The following is a 17,899-nucleotide window of genomic DNA, read 5'->3' on the forward strand; positions in this document are numbered from 1 at the left end:
TTAACCTTGGACAAAAAATTGTGCGTTATATCAGCAAACATAAAGCTCGTATAGCAGGCACAAAAAAGGGAGCATTACACTCCCTTCTAACTTACACCAATTTCGCTCTAAAGGTCATCAATGTAACCGAGGCTTCGGAGAGCACGCTCGTCATCAGCCCAACCAGATTTCACTTTCACCCACGTTTCTAGGTAAACCTTACGCTCAAAAAGCTCTTCCATATCAAGGCGGGCTTCTCGACCAATGGTTTTGATTTTCTCGCCACCTTTCCCGATCACCATTTTTTTCTGACCAGTGCGTTCAACTAAGATCAGCGCATTGATGTGGAAACCATCGGTTTCAGGGTTGTAATCAAATCGCTCGATCTCAACAGTTACCGAGTAAGGCAATTCTTCACCAGTGAAACGCATGAGTTTCTCACGGACAATTTCCGACGCCATAAAGCGTTGAGAGCGATCGGTGACGTACTCTTCTGGGAAATGGTGAGTCGCTTTTGGCAAATGCTCTCGCACATGCTTACGCAGCACATCAATGTTTTTGTCGTGCTTAGCCGAAATAGGTACGACGTCCACAAAGTCCATTTTTTCCGACAAAGACTGCATATGAAGCATCACTTCGTTGCGATCTTTTACGTTATCGACTTTGTTAACACACAACACAACAGGGAAGTTCGACTTGTTGAGCTTGGTGAACACCATCTCATCGTCGCTCGTCCAGTGTGTACCATCAACCAAAAAGAATACCAGATTAACATCGCTCAATGAGCTGTTAGCTGCTCGGTTCATCAACCTGTTGATAGCACGTTTTTCTTCAATATGAAGCCCTGGCGTATCAACAAAAATGGCTTGATAGTCACCTTCCGTATCCACACCCATTATGCGATGGCGCGTCGTTTGCGGCTTACGAGAGGTAATAGAAATCTTCTGTCCCAACAATTGGTTGAGCAATGTTGATTTGCCCACATTTGGGCGACCAACAATCGCGATAAACCCGCAATGTTGGTTTTCAGCCGACGATTCCTGCTTCTCAGATTCGAAATACGCGTCCAAATCAAATTCTTTTTCATCAGACATTGGTGAGTAGTCCTAATGCTAATTCAGCCGCTGCTTGCTCCGCTTTGCGTCGACTTGTACCTTTGCCGATAACAGGCTCATCCAGTCCTGCAATTTCACACGCCACCGTAAATTCTTGGTTGTGTGCTTCACCTTTAATTTTAGTCACAGAATACGCAGGAAGAGGTTTTCTTCTCCCCTGTAGGAATTCTTGTAACCGTGTTTTAGGATCTTTTTGCGAGACACCTGGCTGAATGGCGACCAATCTTGAGTGGTACCAGCTCAGAACAACCTTGCGAACCATCTCGAGATCACTGTCAAGGTAAACCGCGCCAATGATGGCTTCTACGGCATCTGCAAGAATGGAGTCTCGACGGAACCCGCCACTTTTCAGCTCACCTGGACCTAATTTTAAGTACTCTCCCAAGTCGAATTCACGACCTAGTTCAGCAAGGGTATTGCCACGAACTAATGTTGCACGCATGCGGCTCATATCACCTTCGTTCACTTTCGGGAAGCGGTGATACAAATCATCAGCAATGACAAAACTTAAAATTGAATCGCCCAGAAATTCAAGACGCTCATTATGTTTACCATTGGCGCTACGATGGGTCAGCGCCAAATGGATCAGCCCAGCATCATTAAATTGATAGCCGAGCTGTTTTTCTAATTTACTGATAGGAGTATTCATACTCTCTCTATTAATGTATGCCACCGATGCGGTTAAACCTCACACCAGTTGGAATCCAAGACGGCAATGCGCTGTCTTGATCTCGTTCAAATTCAAAGCTAATCCAAATTCCGACCGCTTTGCCTACTAAATTGCCTTCAGGGACAAAGCCCCAAAAACGGCTGTCAGCACTATTGTCACGGTTATCGCCCATAACAAAATACTGACCTTGTGGTACTACCCACTCACGAACACCTGGACGTGGCTGATAAGCTCTCACGTCATCACGAGTTAATGGATGCACCAAAATTTGGTGAGTTTCTTCACCCAATTTCTCATCAATCTGAATCATCGGAATACCGATTCGTTCATCTTGAAAAATACTTTCTGTCACATTAGAGGTTTCAATCGCCTCGCAACTGGCTTCCCCTTGACGCTGCACGCACAGTTCTTTCTTTTCGCTGTAACGAACCACATCACCCGGCAGACCAACTACACGTTTGATGTAATCAATACCTGGATTAGGCGGGAATTTAAACACCACAATGTCACCGCGCTCAGGTTTACCAGTTTCAACCAATTGAGTACGCCATACAGGATCTTTCAGTCCGTAAGCGTATTTCTCAACCAAAATGAAATCACCCACGAGTAACGTCGGCATCATTGAACCTGATGGGATTTGAAACGGTTCATAAATAAAAGAACGCAGAACCAAAACAAAGGCAATCACTGGGAAGATAGAGACACTGTTTTCTACCCACCAAGGTTGGGCAGCCACTTTCGCTTGTAAAGAGGCATCAAGACCTTCGTTAGTCTGACCTTCAATCGCACCCAGTTTTTCTTGACGCTTTTTTGCCAAGACCAGCTTTTCAAGCGCCCATACAATGCCTGTCACTAATGTAACCATCACAAGTATGAGTGAAAATGTATTTGCCATTTACTTCCCTTCGTATTCTCTAGTGAAAAAGAAGAAAGGGTATCCGATACCCTTTCTGCCTAAGTCTTTGTTTGAGTGTAAAAGTACGAAAAAGTTTAATCTTTTCCTACATGAAGAATGGCAAGGAATGCTTCTTGTGGAAGTTCAACATTACCAATTTGCTTCATGCGCTTCTTACCTTCTTTCTGCTTCTTCAGAAGTTTCTTCTTACGGCTCACGTCGCCACCGTAACATTTTGCGATAACGTTCTTACGAAGCTGCTTCACTGTTGAGCGCGCGATGATATGGTTACCAATCGCTGCCTGAATAGCGATATCAAACATTTGACGAGGAATGAATTCTTTCATTTTCTCTACAAGCTGACGACCACGTGTCTGTGAATGAGCCTGATGCGTGATCATTGCCAACGCATCCACTTTGTCACCATTCAGAAGAACGTCAACACGTACCATGTTCGATGGTTCAAAGCGTTGGAAGTTGTAATCAAGTGAAGCATAACCACGAGAGGTTGATTTAAGACGGTCAAAGAAATCAAGAACCACTTCTGCCATCGGAATATCGTAAGTTACGGCGACTTGGTTACCGTGGTAAACCATATCTACCTGAGTACCACGCTTTTCAACACACAGCGTAATCACGTTACCCAAGTAGTCTGCTGGAACCAAAATGTTACAGCGCGCGATTGGCTCACGAATTTCTTCGATATCATTGATCGCAGGTAACTTAGCCGGGCTATCGACATAAAGCATCGTTTTATCCGTCTTTTCGACTTCATAAACTACTGTCGGTGCGGTCGTGATCAGATCCAGATCGTATTCGCGCTCTAAACGCTCTTGAATGATTTCCATGTGCAGCATGCCAAGGAAGCCACAACGGAAACCAAAGCCAAGTGCTGCTGAATTCTCTGGCTCATAGAATAATGATGCATCGTTTAGGCTCAGCTTTCCTAACGCATCACGGAAGTTTTCATAGTCGTCTGATGATACTGGGAATAAGCCAGCGTAAACCTGAGGCTTAACTTTCTTAAAGCCAGGAAGCGCGACTTCAGAGCCATGCTTTGCCAGTGTTAGCGTATCACCTACAGGTGCACCGAGAATGTCTTTAATTCCACAAACAACCCAGCCTACTTCACCGGTTCTAAGAACATCTGTGTCGACTTGCTTTGGTGTAAAGATACCTAGACGATCTACACCCCAAATCTGTCCTGTACTCATTACTTTGATTTTGTCATTTTTCTTGAGCTCGCCGTTTTTAATACGAACCAAAGAAACGACACCAAGGTAGTTATCAAACCAAGAATCAATAATAAGAGCTTGCAGTGGCGCGTCCGGATCACCTTCTGGTGCAGGGATTGAAGCGACAATGTTTTCCAGAACATCGTCAACACCAATACCCGTTTTGGCGCTACAACGTGTCGCTTCCATAGCGTCAATGCCGACGATTTCTTCAATTTCTTCAGACACACGTTCTGGATCCGCTGCAGGAAGGTCAATCTTATTCAAGATTGGCACAACTTCCAAATCCATCTCAATGGCTGTGTAACAGTTTGCTAGGGTTTGAGCTTCTACGCCCTGCCCGGCATCGACTACCAATAGCGCACCTTCACAAGCGGCTAATGAACGGGAAACTTCGTAGGCAAAATCTACGTGTCCGGGGGTATCGATGAAATTAAGTTGGTAGGTTTCACCATCATTTGCGGTGTAGTTTAGCGTCACACTCTGAGATTTGATGGTGATGCCACGCTCTCGCTCTAAATCCATGGAATCAAGAACCTGAGCTTCCATCTCACGATCACTGAGTCCACCACAAACTTGGATTAAGCGGTCTGAAAGGGTCGACTTACCGTGGTCGATATGGGCGATTATCGAAAAATTACGAATGTGCTTCATAGGTTGGTGTGACTAAACTCTTACAAAAATGGATGGGAGAAATACCGTTCATTTGTTGGTATTTCGATCAAGTTGGCAGATTCTACCCAATTTCAGGGCTTGTCGCTATCAGGAAATGTAGCAATTCCTGTCAAAGGACTCCCTAGCACGCGAATTAGGGACACTTTATCCTCAGATTCTCGCTCTAGTTTCCCGGTCCAATACTTAGCGCAAAGGGTTCCTACCCATGCAAACAACACTGATGCTGCTATGACCGCCAGTTCACCAGAACCTAGCATTGGTTGAAGCCAGAAATGCCCCAAGAGTGCCCCTAAAAACAAAAATGCGATGGGAGACAAATATATTAAAGCAGCCGATTGCAACAACTGTTTTTCTGGCAAACCGATCTCCACTACTTGCCCCGGAGTCAAAGACTGCTTTGACTCCAAATACCAAGCGTGTGCTTTATTGCCAAAGGCTTTTGATACAACACCAGTGCCGCAGCTTTTTTGAGATGAACAGCTGGAGCAACTGGTTTGTTGCTCACAGCTTAATTGGATTCGGAATCCAGACTTGGAAGGGTTACTTGCGACCACTGTCGCTAGTGCCGTCATCATAATGTGTTACTGGGTTTTGTTAGCCGTCATGGTGACTGATTGTGCCACACGTTTGGCCGTTGAGGGAGGAATATCACCGACGACCGAAACTTCTACGTTACCGCTTACAAAACTATGTAGAGTGCGGCGACCTTGCCGAACCAGTTGCCCTTTCAAAGAAAGGTCATCTTTTTCAGATACATACACAGAAAAGCTAAAAAGACCATCGTTAAACATCTGGCTTTCAACCACTTTATTGGTCATCCCCATTCTGTATCGATTCATTGGGTTAGCTTTAAACCCATTGGGAACCCAGCCCACTTGCCAGAACGAACTTTTGGCTTCACTTTCAGGCAAAGAAATAGCGTCGGGTAATTGAGCTTCACCCAACCTTGAAAGCAGATCAAAAATCTTATCGTTTACTGCGTAGGAAATGGTGCGATATTGTTCTAAAACCTCGCCATCACGATCAACTAAATCTGCACGAAGAGGAAGGTGAGTACGTTCATCGACCCAAAGAACATAAGAGTACCTTTGCCCATCTTTCGGGACGATACGAATGACTTGGCAAGGCGTCCCAGCTTCGCGCGCTCGACCCAGCTTGACAAAATCGTAGTGATCTTCCAATACCGTTACATTGGTATTGATCAATGGGATCAACGGCGCAACCATTTCTCCAGATTCGATTGAAAATGGATCCACTCCTGGTTCAAAGTAACTAATTTCGTTATCTCGTCGAATAACCTCACGAGAAGGACCACTAAGGTATACCAAGCGAGCAAATTGCTTATCATCTCGGCGACCATGTCGGTATAGGAGAGGCTCAATACTGTTTTTCTTTATTTGAATATAAGACAGCTCATAGCTCAATTGCTGGCTTGCTTCGTTCATTTGATGCAACAACGCCTCAGCAGAGATCTCCTCTGCAGAGGCGGCGTGTACATTCAAACTGAACAGTGCCAACACACTGATCAGGATTTTTTTCATTCTAGATCCGATTTAGTAGGGTGCGCGGCTTCTTTATCCATAACGGCACTATTTAGGCGCAATTGCATACTGTAATCTTGAAGCAAAGCGTTCACACGCTTACGTTGCTCCATCAACTGTGCTTCATTAGAGGAAGGCGTAATCGGCTCTTGTGCCAAGCTCACAGGCTCTGCACTACCAATCACCGGAATAGTTTGCAGTACTGGTAGTTCATTTTCTGACTGCACACCGCTTTGACCGTTGTATTGCTGCACACCTAGAATCACAACCAGTGAAACACAGGCAGCCATGGCAACTTGACCAAATTGAGTCATCCAACCTGGCATACTTACACGTGCAACCTCAGGAGTCGGCTGTGACTCAATAGCAGGGGTAACAACATGATCCGGTACGTGCATTGGAGAATGAGCCGGTTCCTTGTCTAATGCCAACGCAACACTGTTTGCAATATCCCAATCAGCGCGTTTTGGATCTTCCCCCCTCATTACATCACCAATTAAGTGATAGTTCTGCCAAGACTTCAGACCTTCTGCATCGTGCTCCAGTTCTGAAATCAGAGCCTGATCCACGCTTTCTCCATCCATGAGTGCTGAAAGTTGTTCTTTGTCAGCCATTATTTTCACCATTTAACTCATTGGTCTAACGCTGTAGAAGTGGTTGTATTTTCTTCTCAACCGCTTCACGAGCACGGAATATACGAGAACGAACCGTCCCGACAGGGCAATCCATAACCTCGGCTATCTCTTCATAGCTAAGACCATCCAATTCTCGTAATGTCATTGCTGTTTTTAAATCTTCTGGTAACGCTTCAATCGCTTCGAAAACAACCTGTTTCAATTCTTTGGACAGCGTAATGTTCTCTGGGTTCGATATTTCTTTTAATGCGCTACCGCTTTCGTAATATTCGGCCTCTTCTGCATCCAAATCGGTTGCGGGAGGTCTGCGCCCTTGGGCAACAATATGATTTTTAGCTGTATTAACGGCGATCCGGTATAACCAAGTATAAAACGCACTTTCTCCCCGAAAATTTGGGATGGCTCTATACGCCTTAATAAAAGCCTCTTGTGCAACGTCTGCAACATCACCAGAGTTGTTTATATATCGAGAAATCAAGTTGCAAACTTTGTTTTGATATTTGATAACCAAAAGATTGAATGCTTGTTTATCTCCTCGTTGGACACGCTCAATTAGTACTTGATCGGTTAACTGCTCGCTCATTCGAGCGTCCACTCCTATTGTTATTTGCCCCTACCTTCACAGGTATGAACATTAAGTTCTGTCAAATGTAGTATTGACACCACCGCCTACATGAGCACTATTGTGACTGATATAGTCAAAGAAAGTTCAATCCGACGAATTTTTTTTAACAAATTTGTCTGGCAATGTGATGTAACCTTCATTGTATTTGCTCAAACGGGTGCAGATAAAGATAATAAACACCACCAAGAAGATATGCGTTATAGGATTAGCCAAAAGCTAATTGCTTATAGAGTCAATTTGGGCAGGCTCTAAGATAACCTGGGATTTTTAAAGTTATATGAACGATAACCGAGAACATCAATGCGATGTATTAGTGGTTGGCAGCGGTGCGGCAGGATTGTCTCTCGCATTGCGAGTAGCACCACATGGCAAAGTCATTGTGTTGAGTAAAGGACCTCGTAGTGAAGGGGCCACGTACTATGCTCAGGGCGGTATTGCTGCTGTTTTTGACGAATCGGACAGCATTGAATCGCATGTTCAAGACACCCAAATCGCTGGTGGTGGAATATGCGAAGAGGATACCGTTAAGTTCATTGCCGAGAATGCAAAAGAAAGCGTTCAGTGGTTAATTGACGGTGGAGTTCCCTTTGATCGTGAAGAAAACGATTCAGACGAAAGCCCGCGCTACCACCTTACACGTGAAGGCGGTCATAGCCACCGACGTATTCTGCATGCGGCAGATGCAACAGGTATGGCAATGCAAACATCTCTTCAGGATAACGCGCATAGCCATCCAAATATTCATGTATTGGAACGCCACAATGCCTTGGATCTGATCACCGAAGACAAAATTGGCGGTGATAAGAAAAAAGTCATTGGCGCGTATATATGGAACAGGAATCAGGAGCACGTCGAAACCGTCAGAGCTAAGTTTGTTGTGTTAGCTACGGGTGGCGCTTCTAAAGTGTACCAATACACGTCTAACCCTGATGTATCCTCAGGGGATGGAATTGCAATGGCATGGCGAGCAGGTTGTCGCGTTGCCAATTTAGAATTCAATCAGTTCCACCCCACGTGTCTTTTCCACCCTGAAGCTCGCAATTTCTTGCTGACTGAAGCTCTGCGAGGCGAAGGAGCGTATTTAAGAAGACCTGACGGCTCGCGTTTCATGCAAGATTTTGATGAGCGAGAAGAACTCGCACCGCGTGATGTCGTTGCACGTGCTATTGATTTTGAGATGAAGCGGCTGGGTGCAGATTGCATGTACCTAGACATTAGCCATAAAGACCCTGAATTTGTCACGAAACACTTTCCAACCATTGATATGCGCCTGAAAGACCTTGGCATCGACATGACTAAAGAGCCGATCCCCATAGTCCCAGCCGCCCACTACACTTGTGGTGGTGTCATGGTTGATCAACAAGGTGTAACGGACTTAAACCATCTTTATGCAATAGGTGAAGTGAGTTATACCGGTCTACACGGTGCAAATCGAATGGCCTCTAATTCTCTTCTCGAATGTGTCGTGTATGCTCGTTCTGCTGCGGATGACATCATTAACAAAATTAGTGATGCCGAACTGGCGGGCTCCTTACCTGAATGGGATGAGAGCCAAGTTCTTTGTTCAGATGAAGAAGTTGTGATTCAGCATAACTGGCACGAGTTGCGTTTGTTTATGTGGGACTACATGGGAATTGTACGAACCGATAAGCGATTAGAGCGCGCATTGCGCCGCATCCAATTGCTGCAACAAGAAACTCATGAGTATTACAGTAACTTCCGTGTATCCAATAACCTATTAGAGCTTCGTAACCTACTGCAAGTAGCTGAGCTCATGGTTCGTTGTGCTATGGAAAGAAAAGAAAGCCGTGGTCTGCATTACACATTGGATTATCCAGAATTGGCTGAAAATAGCGGACCGACTATTTTGATCCCCGAAAAGTTTTAGTTTTTACTATTTTTCGGTGAAATGAATATACCCAAGTGGCCTCAAGATGTAGGATTCAGAGCAGCATATTCTGGTCCAATTCAAGGAAAAGAACGAAGCGTAATGACAGGTCCTTTCCAAGTTCTTTGACGATGAAGTGGTACAGAATATGTGCTCCCAAGGGCGAGTTTAATAGGCTTTCATGCTGCGTTATCGACTCTTGATTTAGACTTCTAGATCTTCAAGCCGATGCCTTGCCTGAAAGCCTATTAATTCTCGCTGAACCAAGCATCTTGAGGTCACTTGGGTATACATTTAAAGAGCACTTGTTGAGTGCTCTTTTTTATTGCCTTTTTGCCAACGTAAATGGCGGAGTAACGCTCGATATTCTTTGTCAGAACAAGCATCTCGCCAAACCAATAGTCTCGATTTGTCATCAAAAACGAGTAACGTCACCAAAGCAGAACACTCTAACCAAGCGCGATCCAAAATCTTCTTTTCTTGGTTAATTCTGAACTCACTGCCCTCGTTCCATACGAGCATAATTTCTGAAGAAGGACGGATGAGTTTGGAGAATAAAGGGATCAGAATTGCTGTGAACACAAATAGCGTTAGAGCAATTGGAGCTGGAGAAGCAGCAAGTGCCCAACTAAGTGTTGCCAGAACAAAAAGCTGACATAGCCGGGCACTGAGGGATAATTTTAAATTAGCGAACTTTGCTGAGGTTGTATGCAACGACTTTGTCTATCATAGAAGCATGACTCAAATTGTCACTCCTTCCGTGTCCCATAATCCAAGTAAATAAATCAGGATCATCACACTCAAGAAGAGAAACAAAATCTTTTTGTTCTTGTTCCGACAAGCTTTCAAATTGCTCTTCAAAAAATGGCATGATAACTACGTCAAGTTCTAACATCCCACGGCGACATGCCCATTTAATTCGGGCTTTTTCTTCGGCGGTGTACATTATTATTCCTTTGATGACTCCTTTGTGGGGGCAGTGTATCAATCTCATTACCCTACAGCTATTATGCGAGTCACAGAGTGTGATTTGCTCTCGTCATTTAGATTAACCAATGTCAGCTTCCCCCCTGATAATGGAAAATATAGAAAGAAAAGTTGCATCGTTCTGAGCGTCGAACGCCTTGAGCTTGCTTAGGTATAGCATTAACATACTGACATCAAACATCTCTTAAGGTTTAGAAACAATGGATTGGCTTGAAAACTTATCTTCCATCTCACTATCCACTCAGACTGAGTTACCAGAATTCGCTATTTGCCCTCTTCCTTCTTGGGGCACCATTACTTTCGTAGGCGAAGACAAAAAGTCGTACCTTCAAGGTCAAGTTACGTGTGATGTGGTTTCATTAGAACTTTCTGAGTCGACATACGGTGCTCATTGTGATGCAAAGGGAAAAATGTGGAGTATTTTTAACATGTTCCACCACAATGAAGGTTATGCCATGGTGCATCGTAAAAGTGCACTGACAACTGAACTCACCGAGATTAAAAAGTACGCAGTATTCTCTAAAGTCACCATAGAGGAAGGAGCTGATGTACTGGTTGGTATTAGCGGTAACAATGCCGAAAGTTGGGTTGACACGCTCAGTAACGAACGTACTAATGTGCGTAGTGTAGACGGTGGTACTGCCGTTCGAATAAGTGATAAACGTTGGTTATTGGTGCTTGAATCATCGATCGCGGAACGCTTATTTGAAGATCAACGCGATGCTGTGGTTCATGAGTCACTATGGGATAAATACGATATTGAGGAAGCGCTTCCTCGTGTTGATGAAAAAGAGCAATCTCAACATATTCCACAAGCAATGAACCTCCAAGCCTTGGGAGGTATTAGTTTTACCAAAGGCTGCTATACCGGTCAGGAGATGGTTGCACGAGCGAAATACAGAGGAACGAATAAACGAGCACTGTACCGTGTAGCTGGCAATATTCTTGAGGCTCTTCCAGAGCAGGCAGAAATAGAGCGTGCAGTAGGTGAAAATTGGCGTGGTGCAGGTCACCTAATTACGCAATTTGAATATCAAGACGGTGCCGCTGAAGGGCTGATTATTTTACCCAACAACCTTGAAGAAGGGACACAACTTCGAGTGAAAGGGCAAGAGGGAACAACTTGGTCAATATTGCCTTTACCTTATTCCTTAGATGAAGACTAATCCGATAATACAAACTCGTATTACTCAATACTTAAGTGAGCAGCAAGTGCCCTTTCACTTGCTCCCTCACAAAACTCCTGCCATCAGTATTGAAGATGCAGCCCGCCAACGAGGGATTTCACCAAGCATGATGGTGAAATGCATTCTACTCAAAGATATGGGGGGATGTTATGTACTTGCATGCGTCTCAGGCAATGATCAAACCGACCCTAGAAAAGTACGCGCCGTATTGAGCTCTAGGCGAATCACTTGTGCATCTGCTCAAGAAGTTGAATCTGTGACTGGCTATTCAATTGGCTGTGTCGCCCCTATTTTGTTAAATACGACAATACCCATTATTTTTGATAAGAAGATCATTTCATTAGAGCATGTAACCATCAGCAGTGGTTCTAATATGGCAGGGGTTGAGCTTAATTTGGATGATCTTTTGAAGCTAGCCTCACCGACGATCAGTGAAATTTCGCGTCAAAATCCAACCCAAAACTAATAAAACCCTATCAAATTTCATCCACTAGGTGACCTCAATCACATTTAATAATTTTACCAAGTGAATTTTTATCTTATTTAAATGAATAAATAGTGATCTAGGTAATTATAATGTAGTGTAAATGTTACTTGTTATTATGAGTTCCCCTTGCTCAATTGAGCTTAAAGCCCTCATTTAACAAGGAAAGTGAATCCGCTGAATTAATCAGTTAAATCCACTTTTTGTGTAATGCATCTGTGACTATTCGCCCGATATTTATATCGGGCTTTTTTTTCATGAAACTTTTTTATTTCTGACATGGTCTATTCTTATAAATGTCATAAAAACATGACACCGTATTGCTGCATTATTTACAGGGGCTAGCGGCATAAAATGAGGAGAGCGTCACACCAATGAGACGTTTATATCACTGAAATGCCAAGGGAAGCACAAAACGCTGAAAACTTAGCGTTAAGCTGTATTTAACCCCTGTTCAGTCACAATACTGATACACGAAATTTTGTATAATTCGTGGCGCAACACATAATAAGGATAAAAGTATGAGACTGTTTAAGCGCTATACACCAAGTATGATAGCTAAACACGTAAGTCGGTTGTTTAAAGGTAGGATTTATATTTATGGCGTGGGGAAATTTGAATTTGATAATGGAAAGTTAATTCTTCCTGAAAAAGCGGAGAAACGACATTTCAAAACCGTTAAAGAAATTAATCAAGAAATCATGCGGTTAAGATGCGTACATGCATAATTATTGAATGTGAAAAAAGAAATTTTAAAGGGTCGACTTGTCGACCCTTTTTCGTACTTGTAACTTTTTAATAATTCGTTTTTTAGAACATCATTTTTTACCGTTTAGCTTTGGTCGCGTCAGGTAAATTCCCTTTCAATCCCATAGCATGCTGTATCAACTCATTTTTGACCAACGGTACAGTATTACCTACTGTCAAACCAACGCCTCGAACCCATTTTTTGACAGGATGTTCACCAGAAAATAGTTCTTTAAAGCCTTGCATGGCAGCAATCATTTTTGCTGCTTCCGCTTTTCTCCAGCGCTCAAATGGACGTAAATTGCGTCTTAGGCCGATATCCTCACCGCTTTGCCACAACCGCTCTATCTCTTGCGCCAAACTAGCAGCATCGAGCAAACCTAAGTTTACCCCTTGTCCCGCCAATGGATGAATGGTGTGAGCTGCATCTCCGACCAACGCAATTCGATCACGCACAAAATCACGCGCATAACGCATCTTAAGGGGATAGGCTTGCCGTTCTCCTTGCACTTCACATAATCCAAGCTGCCCATCAAAAGCGGTGGCTAGCGCTTTATTGAATTCGGTACTGTCCAAATCCATTAGCAGTTCAGCTTTCAACGGATCAATAGACCACACAATAGAACAAAGATCTGATTCACCTAAAGGCAAAAATGCCAGAGGTCCATCCGGTGTAAATATTTGCCGCGCCACACCGCCATGAGGTTCTGCCGTTTTGATGTTTGCGACAATAGCGGAATGACCATAATCCCAATGTGTTAATGGAATTTCGGATTTATTACGTAGCCAAGAGTTCGCACCATCAGCCCCTACCAACAACTTAGTCGTAAATGATTGGCCAGATTCTAAAGTAACCCAAGCTTCCGTCTCTCCCATCACCACATCTTTACATCGTTCTGGTGCGAAAAGCGTGACATTATCTTGGCTCTTAACTTGCTCAAGTAAGGCTAACTGAATCACTCTATTTTCAACGATGTGCCCTAGATCTTTTTGATGGATTTCTGAAGCTGAAAACTCAATTTTCGCGAAACTGTCTTGCTCCCATACCGTCATTGCGTCATACGCCGAAGACCGACGAGCTTCAATACCAGCCCACGCACCAACATTTTTGAGGATGTTTTCACTGGCCCGGCTCAATGCAGATACACGAACATCTGGCAGTTCATTTAAGTGCTCTTCAGGCAGCTTCCCTTCAACGACAGCAATTCTTAAATCACTGTCTTGGAGTAATGCTGCAACCGTTAGCCCTACCATTCCACCGCCAATGATGGCGATATCAAAACTTTGCATCATATTATCTTTCTACCATACCAAGTGTTCGCGCCAACAAAGGGCTTTTCATCGAACCTAAAGCCTCAAAACCCATCAGTCCAATATTTCGACCTACTCTCATTGGAATGAAATCATTCGAAAAGAGATGAACCAGACCAGACGTCAGTTCAATCGTTCGTTTTCGATCTTGTTCTCTTCTCTTTCTATAAGCACTGAGAACGCTGTAGTGACCAGGATCATCCATATTGACTAAGATTTGCTCTGCAAGGGTCGCTACGTCTCGAATACCTAAGTTGAATCCTTGTCCAGCGATGGGATGCAAAGTTTGCGCTGCGTTGCCTACAGCAGCAAATCGATGCGATACGATGGGGTCACGGGAACGCAACAGCAAAGGATAAGATGTACGCTCACCAACTTTTATGAATTGCCCCAAACGCCAGCCAAAGCATTGCTGTAATTGGGCAAGAAATTCCTCATTAGAAAGCTTGGCAATATCTTCAACTGTTTCAGGAGATAAACACCACACTAATGACATGCGATTGTCAGACATTGGCAGTAATGCAAGCGGACCCGATTCAGTAAATCGTTCAAATGCACGTCCAAGGTGAGATTGGGACAAACTGACATTCGCTATCAGTGCAACTTGCTCAAAGTCGTGTTCTTGCAGTGGTAAGCCAATATTCTGGGCAGATGGCGATAACGTACCGTCTGCCGCCACGAGCAGCTTCGCTTCAATTGAAGCCCCTGACGACAGGGTGACCGTCACCGCATTGCTTTCTCTCAACACATTGCTCACGGAATCAGGGCAGAGAAAATCAATGTTAGCGGCTCTATCCAATAGCGACTGATAAACTCGCCCAACATCCGCGAGTTCAACAACATACCCAAGCGCGTTCAAATTCAGAGCTTGCTTCGTGATATCGGCTAAACCGGCATGCCCTTTGTCGGATACGTTAATATGCTCAATGGGGGTCGTAAAAGGCTGAATTTGCTCCCAGAGCCCGACGTTTTCCAGTATCAACGAAGTGCCGTGGGAAAGCGCAATAGAGCGAGAATCAAAGCCAGGATGGAGAGTATGCTCAACTTGAAAAGGTTCAATAACAGCAATAGATAATGTACCCTTGCTCAGTCGATTCAATGCCAATGCTAGTGTCGCACCTGCCATTGCTCCACCAGCAATGACCACATCATATTGTGTCATGAGGCTTTCCTACTTAGTGAATAGTCGGTTTTTTGTCTTCACTCGGTCTCACGCCATACTCTGCATGCACCGTAAATACGCACGCTTTAACGTGCTCGATCACCTGCTCCAGTAAATCGGCTTGCTCTTCTAGATCATCTTCTTCATCAATGCCCAACTTAGAAATTTCTTCCAAATCACCCAGCGCTTCTTTTACATCTACTGGTGCTTTGTTTATCGATTGATTGGCCAACCCTAAACCAGAAATAAAGTGGTTCACCCATTCAGATAATCCATCAGCGGTAGCAAACAAATCAGAATCCGACTCCGACAACATTAACGTCAATTCAAATTGATCATTTGCCAACTCACTTAATGTTGCTTTTAGCACGCTTTCAGCAACAGCAACGGTACTTATTGGCCAACCTAGACCATCATTTGTGTAATCAAACAATAGAGGCTGCCAGCTGTTATCGTTAATCGCTAACCCGCCGCTTAGCATTCCGGTCAGTAAGCCATGTAACTCAGCGGGTGATACCGCAAGTTGTGCTGTCTTAAGTTCATTAACGAGTTGCGGAAAAGCAGGATAATTCACTTCACTCATAAGGGATTCGCTATAATGTAAGTTAGTTGGGCTAATCCTATCACTTAAGGCGCTTAGCGAAAATGTATAGCTGAGCATAGCGTGTTCAATTTGTTGATTTCGTGTGTAGTTAGTCCCGCAATATTAGGAAACAAAGATGGAAGGGCTTGAATCTTAAGGTCGGTTTACCTATAGTTTCCTCCCTGACAGAAGTGAGCTTGTACTCCCTGTCTTTGGTTTGGTCGAGAGTGTACCGTAATGAGCAGTCAAGCAGTTGAAGTGGAAATATTGGGGAAGCTTACGCGAGTGAATTGTCCACCTGGGCAAGAAGAGTCACTGCTAAAAGCCGCCGAAGATTTGAATACGCGATTGAATGAAATGGCGGAAAGAACTAAGGTAACCAATACAGAAAAGCTATTAACGATTGCTGCTTTGAACATCTGTTACGAATTGCAAATATCTAAGCAAGAAGTACATGGTCAAACCACAGAAATAACAGAGCGAATGGAATTGCTCTCGGCGTCACTAGATGGTGCGCTCAAACAGCTAGGACGCGAATAAAAGTTTTACCCTGGAGTGTGCGTCAGCGGATTTAAGTCCCTGAGCCGATAAGCAATAATTAAGGGTTAGTACTTGAAAACTATTGAGCAGGCTCGGCTCGTACCGAGAAGCCTACGGTTATCATTGCTGATCCGCCTTGAACCAGCTGGTTCAAGGGCCACAATCCTCAACGGCACTCTGGGGTTCCTCATATGAAATCTTTTACTCCTTCAAAAGCATCAGCTGAACAGCGACAATGCATCCGAAAGAACATACGCCGCAAAAGGCGCGACCTTTCCAACACAGAACAAATCGAAGCCTCTCATTGTTTGCTAACGCAACTAAAAGAGCACTCTGCCGCGACCGATGCCAACATCGTTGCATTATATCTTGCCGTTGATGGTGAGCTCGACCTGACACCAGTTATCGAATGGTACTGGAACATGGGAAAAAAGGTTTGCTTACCCGTGCTTCACCCTTTCTCCAGCGGTCACTTACTTTTCTTAGAATACACACCAGAGACAGATATGATTGCCAATCAATACAAGATTGCAGAGCCCAAGCTGAAAATGTCTCAAATTGTCCCTGTTAACGAAATTGATATTATCTACACCCCACTAGTCGCGTTTGACGATCAAGGGCAAAGGCTCGGTATGGGTGGGGGTTACTACGATCGAACCCTAGCGTCTTGGGAAGCGACATCAGGGAATCATGCAATTGGCTTGGCTCACAATTGCCAGCAAGTCCCTCTTCTTCCAGTGGAAGCTTGGGACATTCCTCTACAAACTATCGTGACCCCTTCCAAAACTTGGCGGTGGAATAGCGTTAAGCCATAAACAAATACGTTAGCTAGTCGACTTCAGTATCAATATATTCACCTAGATCACTGCACCTTTACATAAGTTGAAGGTATAATCGCGCGACTTTAATTTGTTCACCTAAATTCTGGAGAAAGGCATGACTCAAGATGAAATGAAAAAAGCCGCTGGCTGGGCCGCACTGAAGTATGTTGAAAAGGGCAGCATTGTTGGCGTTGGTACGGGTTCGACCGTCAATCACTTCATCGATGCACTTGGATCAATAAGAGAAGAGATTAAAGGTGCTGTTTCTTCTTCAGAAGCCTCAACCAAAAGGCTGCAAGAGCTTGAGATTGAAATCTTTGAATGCAACGACGTATTCGAGCTAGACGTATACGTTGATGGCGCTGATGAAGTTAACCCAGGTCGTGAAATGATCAAAGGCGGCGGTGCAGCCCTGACGCGTGAAAAGATTGTTGCCGCTATCTCAAAGAAATTTGTGTGTATTGTTGACGGAACAAAAGCCGTAGACGTATTAGGCGAATTCCCACTTCCAGTGGAAGTGATTCCTATGGCTCGCTCCTATGTTGCAAGAGAGTTGCTCAAGTTGGGCGGCGATCCGGTTTATCGAGAAGGTGTGGTAACAGACAATGGCAACATGATTTTGGATGTGTACGGATTAAAAATAACAAATCCAAAAGATCTAGAAGACAAAATCAATGCGATCGCGGGTGTCGTGACAGTCGGTCTGTTCGCACACCGAGGTGCAGATGTCGTGATTACAGGTACGCCTGATGGTGCAAAAATCGAAGAGTAAAACCATACATTTTGGTATTCGATAATTGCATTTTTATGCGATGGTTA

Annotated in this window: 20 protein-coding genes and 1 other RNA gene; 8 read left to right on the forward strand and 13 right to left on the reverse strand. The window is 44.1% G+C overall.

From position 1 onward, the window contains the following. Nucleotides 1-107 precede the first annotated feature (107 nt). From era to rpoE, 8 genes are all read right to left on the reverse strand, one after another. Nucleotides 108-1,073 (reverse strand): GTPase Era, encoded by a 966-nt coding sequence (gene era, locus CW749_RS12795; RefSeq protein ID WP_101112526.1) that lies wholly within the window; start codon nt 1,071-1,073, stop codon nt 108-110. Further along, a complete protein-coding gene (rnc, locus tag CW749_RS12800) occupies nt 1,066-1,743 on the reverse strand; it encodes a ribonuclease III (protein ID WP_101112527.1) in 678 nt (225 codons plus the stop codon). Before rnc ends, era begins: the two co-directional genes overlap by 8 nt. A 10-nt stretch (nt 1,744-1,753) precedes the next feature. Further along, nucleotides 1,754-2,659, reverse strand: coding sequence for a signal peptidase I (lepB, locus tag CW749_RS12805; RefSeq protein WP_101112528.1), 906 nt, complete (start codon nt 2,657-2,659; stop codon nt 1,754-1,756). A 95-nt stretch (nt 2,660-2,754) separates the two neighbouring features. After that, the gene (lepA, locus tag CW749_RS12810) at nt 2,755-4,548 is read right to left on the reverse strand and encodes a translation elongation factor 4 (RefSeq protein WP_101112529.1); all 1,794 of its coding nucleotides are present in this window, start codon (nt 4,546-4,548) and stop codon (nt 2,755-2,757) included. A gap of 92 nt (nt 4,549-4,640) precedes the next feature. Further along, nucleotides 4,641-5,144, reverse strand: a complete 504-nt coding sequence (locus CW749_RS12815) for a SoxR reducing system RseC family protein (RefSeq protein ID WP_101112530.1) — start codon at nt 5,142-5,144, stop codon at nt 4,641-4,643. 6 nt (nt 5,145-5,150) lie between these two features. Next, nucleotides 5,151-6,110 (reverse strand): sigma-E factor regulatory protein RseB, encoded by a 960-nt coding sequence (gene rseB / locus CW749_RS12820; protein ID WP_101112531.1) that lies wholly within the window; start codon nt 6,108-6,110, stop codon nt 5,151-5,153. Continuing rightward, nucleotides 6,107-6,724, reverse strand: a complete 618-nt coding sequence (locus CW749_RS12825) for an RseA family anti-sigma factor (protein ID WP_101112532.1) — start codon at nt 6,722-6,724, stop codon at nt 6,107-6,109. The genes rseB and CW749_RS12825 overlap by 4 nt, the downstream gene beginning before the upstream one ends. Nucleotides 6,725-6,749: 25 nt before the next feature. Continuing rightward, the gene (gene rpoE / locus CW749_RS12830) at nt 6,750-7,328 is read right to left on the reverse strand and encodes an RNA polymerase sigma factor RpoE (RefSeq protein ID WP_101112533.1); all 579 of its coding nucleotides are present in this window, start codon (nt 7,326-7,328) and stop codon (nt 6,750-6,752) included. Nucleotides 7,329-7,647: 319 nt separating this feature from the next. Between rpoE and nadB the strand changes: the two genes are divergently transcribed. After that, nucleotides 7,648-9,258 carry an L-aspartate oxidase gene (gene nadB, locus CW749_RS12835; protein ID WP_101112534.1) on the forward strand — a complete coding sequence of 537 codons (1,611 nt, stop codon included), beginning with the start codon at nt 7,648-7,650 and terminating at the stop codon, nt 9,256-9,258. A 294-nt stretch (nt 9,259-9,552) separates the two neighbouring features. Here the strand turns inward: nadB and CW749_RS28590 are convergent, their stop codons facing one another. Together CW749_RS28590 and CW749_RS12845 are read right to left on the reverse strand one after the other, a co-directional pair. Next, nucleotides 9,553-9,972 carry a protein YgfX gene (locus tag CW749_RS28590; RefSeq protein WP_101112535.1) on the reverse strand — a complete coding sequence of 140 codons (420 nt, stop codon included), beginning with the start codon at nt 9,970-9,972 and terminating at the stop codon, nt 9,553-9,555. Continuing rightward, on the reverse strand, nt 9,944-10,204 hold the full coding sequence (locus tag CW749_RS12845) for a succinate dehydrogenase assembly factor 2 (protein WP_101112536.1): 261 nt from the start codon (nt 10,202-10,204) through the stop codon (nt 9,944-9,946). The genes CW749_RS28590 and CW749_RS12845 overlap by 29 nt, the downstream gene beginning before the upstream one ends. Nucleotides 10,205-10,445: 241 nt before the next feature. On the opposite strand from CW749_RS12845, the gene ygfZ reads away from it, so the two are divergent. The 3 genes from ygfZ to CW749_RS12860 all read left to right on the forward strand — a co-directional run bounded on the left by ygfZ (nt 10,446) and on the right by CW749_RS12860 (nt 12,644). After that, nucleotides 10,446-11,411, forward strand: a complete 966-nt coding sequence (gene ygfZ / locus CW749_RS12850) for a tRNA-modifying protein YgfZ (protein WP_101112537.1) — start codon at nt 10,446-10,448, stop codon at nt 11,409-11,411. Next, complete coding sequence (locus CW749_RS12855) at nt 11,401-11,898, forward strand: YbaK/EbsC family protein (protein ID WP_101112538.1); 498 nt, start codon at nt 11,401-11,403, stop codon at nt 11,896-11,898. The genes ygfZ and CW749_RS12855 overlap by 11 nt, the downstream gene beginning before the upstream one ends. Before the next feature lie 539 nt (nt 11,899-12,437). After that, entirely contained in the window at nt 12,438-12,644 is a 207-nt protein-coding gene (locus CW749_RS12860) for a DUF1107 domain-containing protein (protein ID WP_101112539.1), read from the forward strand. A 97-nt stretch (nt 12,645-12,741) separates the two neighbouring features. Here CW749_RS12860 and CW749_RS12865 read toward each other — a convergent pair whose 3' ends face one another. Genes CW749_RS12865 through CW749_RS12875 form a run of 3 tightly spaced genes read right to left on the reverse strand, consistent with a single transcriptional unit; the run spans nt 12,742 to nt 15,719 of the window. Next, the gene (locus CW749_RS12865; RefSeq protein ID WP_101112540.1) at nt 12,742-13,956 is read right to left on the reverse strand and encodes an FAD-dependent 2-octaprenylphenol hydroxylase; all 1,215 of its coding nucleotides are present in this window, start codon (nt 13,954-13,956) and stop codon (nt 12,742-12,744) included. A 1-nt stretch (nt 13,957) separates the two neighbouring features. Next, entirely contained in the window at nt 13,958-15,136 is a 1,179-nt protein-coding gene (gene ubiH, locus CW749_RS12870; protein WP_101112541.1) for a 2-octaprenyl-6-methoxyphenyl hydroxylase, read from the reverse strand. A 13-nt stretch (nt 15,137-15,149) separates the two neighbouring features. After that, nucleotides 15,150-15,719 (reverse strand): YecA family protein, encoded by a 570-nt coding sequence (locus tag CW749_RS12875; RefSeq protein WP_101112542.1) that lies wholly within the window; start codon nt 15,717-15,719, stop codon nt 15,150-15,152. A 237-nt stretch (nt 15,720-15,956) separates the two neighbouring features. Between CW749_RS12875 and zapA the strand changes: the two genes are divergently transcribed. From zapA to rpiA, 4 genes are all read left to right on the forward strand, one after another. After that, nucleotides 15,957-16,259 carry a cell division protein ZapA gene (gene zapA / locus CW749_RS12880; protein ID WP_101112543.1) on the forward strand — a complete coding sequence of 101 codons (303 nt, stop codon included), beginning with the start codon at nt 15,957-15,959 and terminating at the stop codon, nt 16,257-16,259. Nucleotides 16,260-16,263: 4 nt separating this feature from the next. Further along, a non-coding RNA gene (gene ssrS, locus CW749_RS12885) (6S RNA) lies at nt 16,264-16,447 on the forward strand. A gap of 3 nt (nt 16,448-16,450) precedes the next feature. Then, nucleotides 16,451-17,074 (forward strand): 5-formyltetrahydrofolate cyclo-ligase, encoded by a 624-nt coding sequence (locus CW749_RS12890; RefSeq protein ID WP_101112580.1) that lies wholly within the window; start codon nt 16,451-16,453, stop codon nt 17,072-17,074. 121 nt (nt 17,075-17,195) lie between these two features. Beyond that, on the forward strand, nt 17,196-17,852 hold the full coding sequence (gene rpiA, locus CW749_RS12895) for a ribose-5-phosphate isomerase RpiA (protein WP_101112544.1): 657 nt from the start codon (nt 17,196-17,198) through the stop codon (nt 17,850-17,852). Nucleotides 17,853-17,899: the final 47 nt, after the last annotated feature.

The sequence above is a fragment of the Vibrio sp. vnigr-6D03 genome (assembly GCF_002835515.1).
GTDB classification, from domain to species: Bacteria; Pseudomonadota; Gammaproteobacteria; order Enterobacterales; family Vibrionaceae; genus Vibrio; species Vibrio penaeicida.

What these genes read in the sequence shown, in the direction of transcription:
- rpiA (WP_101112544.1), top strand. Translation starts at nt 17,196, where the DNA reads ATGACTCAAGATGAAATGAAAAAAGCCGCTGGCTGGGCCGCACTGAAG.
- CW749_RS12890 (WP_101112580.1), top strand. Translation starts at nt 16,451, where the DNA reads ATGAAATCTTTTACTCCTTCAAAAGCATCAGCTGAACAGCGACAATGC.
- rseB (WP_101112531.1), bottom strand. Translation starts at nt 6,110, where the DNA reads ATGAAAAAAATCCTGATCAGTGTGTTGGCACTGTTCAGTTTGAATGTA.
- CW749_RS12875 (WP_101112542.1), bottom strand. Translation starts at nt 15,719, where the DNA reads ATGAGTGAAGTGAATTATCCTGCTTTTCCGCAACTCGTTAATGAACTT.
- CW749_RS12855 (WP_101112538.1), top strand. Translation starts at nt 11,401, where the DNA reads ATGAAGACTAATCCGATAATACAAACTCGTATTACTCAATACTTAAGT.
- zapA (WP_101112543.1), top strand. Translation starts at nt 15,957, where the DNA reads ATGAGCAGTCAAGCAGTTGAAGTGGAAATATTGGGGAAGCTTACGCGA.
- era (WP_101112526.1), bottom strand. Translation starts at nt 1,073, where the DNA reads ATGTCTGATGAAAAAGAATTTGATTTGGACGCGTATTTCGAATCTGAG.
- ygfZ (WP_101112537.1), top strand. Translation starts at nt 10,446, where the DNA reads ATGGATTGGCTTGAAAACTTATCTTCCATCTCACTATCCACTCAGACT.
- CW749_RS12865 (WP_101112540.1), bottom strand. Translation starts at nt 13,956, where the DNA reads ATGATGCAAAGTTTTGATATCGCCATCATTGGCGGTGGAATGGTAGGG.
- CW749_RS12860 (WP_101112539.1), top strand. Translation starts at nt 12,438, where the DNA reads ATGAGACTGTTTAAGCGCTATACACCAAGTATGATAGCTAAACACGTA.
- CW749_RS12815 (WP_101112530.1), bottom strand. Translation starts at nt 5,144, where the DNA reads ATGATGACGGCACTAGCGACAGTGGTCGCAAGTAACCCTTCCAAGTCT.
- rnc (WP_101112527.1), bottom strand. Translation starts at nt 1,743, where the DNA reads ATGAATACTCCTATCAGTAAATTAGAAAAACAGCTCGGCTATCAATTT.
- ubiH (WP_101112541.1), bottom strand. Translation starts at nt 15,136, where the DNA reads ATGACACAATATGATGTGGTCATTGCTGGTGGAGCAATGGCAGGTGCG.
- CW749_RS12825 (WP_101112532.1), bottom strand. Translation starts at nt 6,724, where the DNA reads ATGGCTGACAAAGAACAACTTTCAGCACTCATGGATGGAGAAAGCGTG.
- CW749_RS12845 (WP_101112536.1), bottom strand. Translation starts at nt 10,204, where the DNA reads ATGTACACCGCCGAAGAAAAAGCCCGAATTAAATGGGCATGTCGCCGT.
- nadB (WP_101112534.1), top strand. Translation starts at nt 7,648, where the DNA reads ATGAACGATAACCGAGAACATCAATGCGATGTATTAGTGGTTGGCAGC.
- lepA (WP_101112529.1), bottom strand. Translation starts at nt 4,548, where the DNA reads ATGAAGCACATTCGTAATTTTTCGATAATCGCCCATATCGACCACGGT.
- lepB (WP_101112528.1), bottom strand. Translation starts at nt 2,659, where the DNA reads ATGGCAAATACATTTTCACTCATACTTGTGATGGTTACATTAGTGACA.
- rpoE (WP_101112533.1), bottom strand. Translation starts at nt 7,328, where the DNA reads ATGAGCGAGCAGTTAACCGATCAAGTACTAATTGAGCGTGTCCAACGA.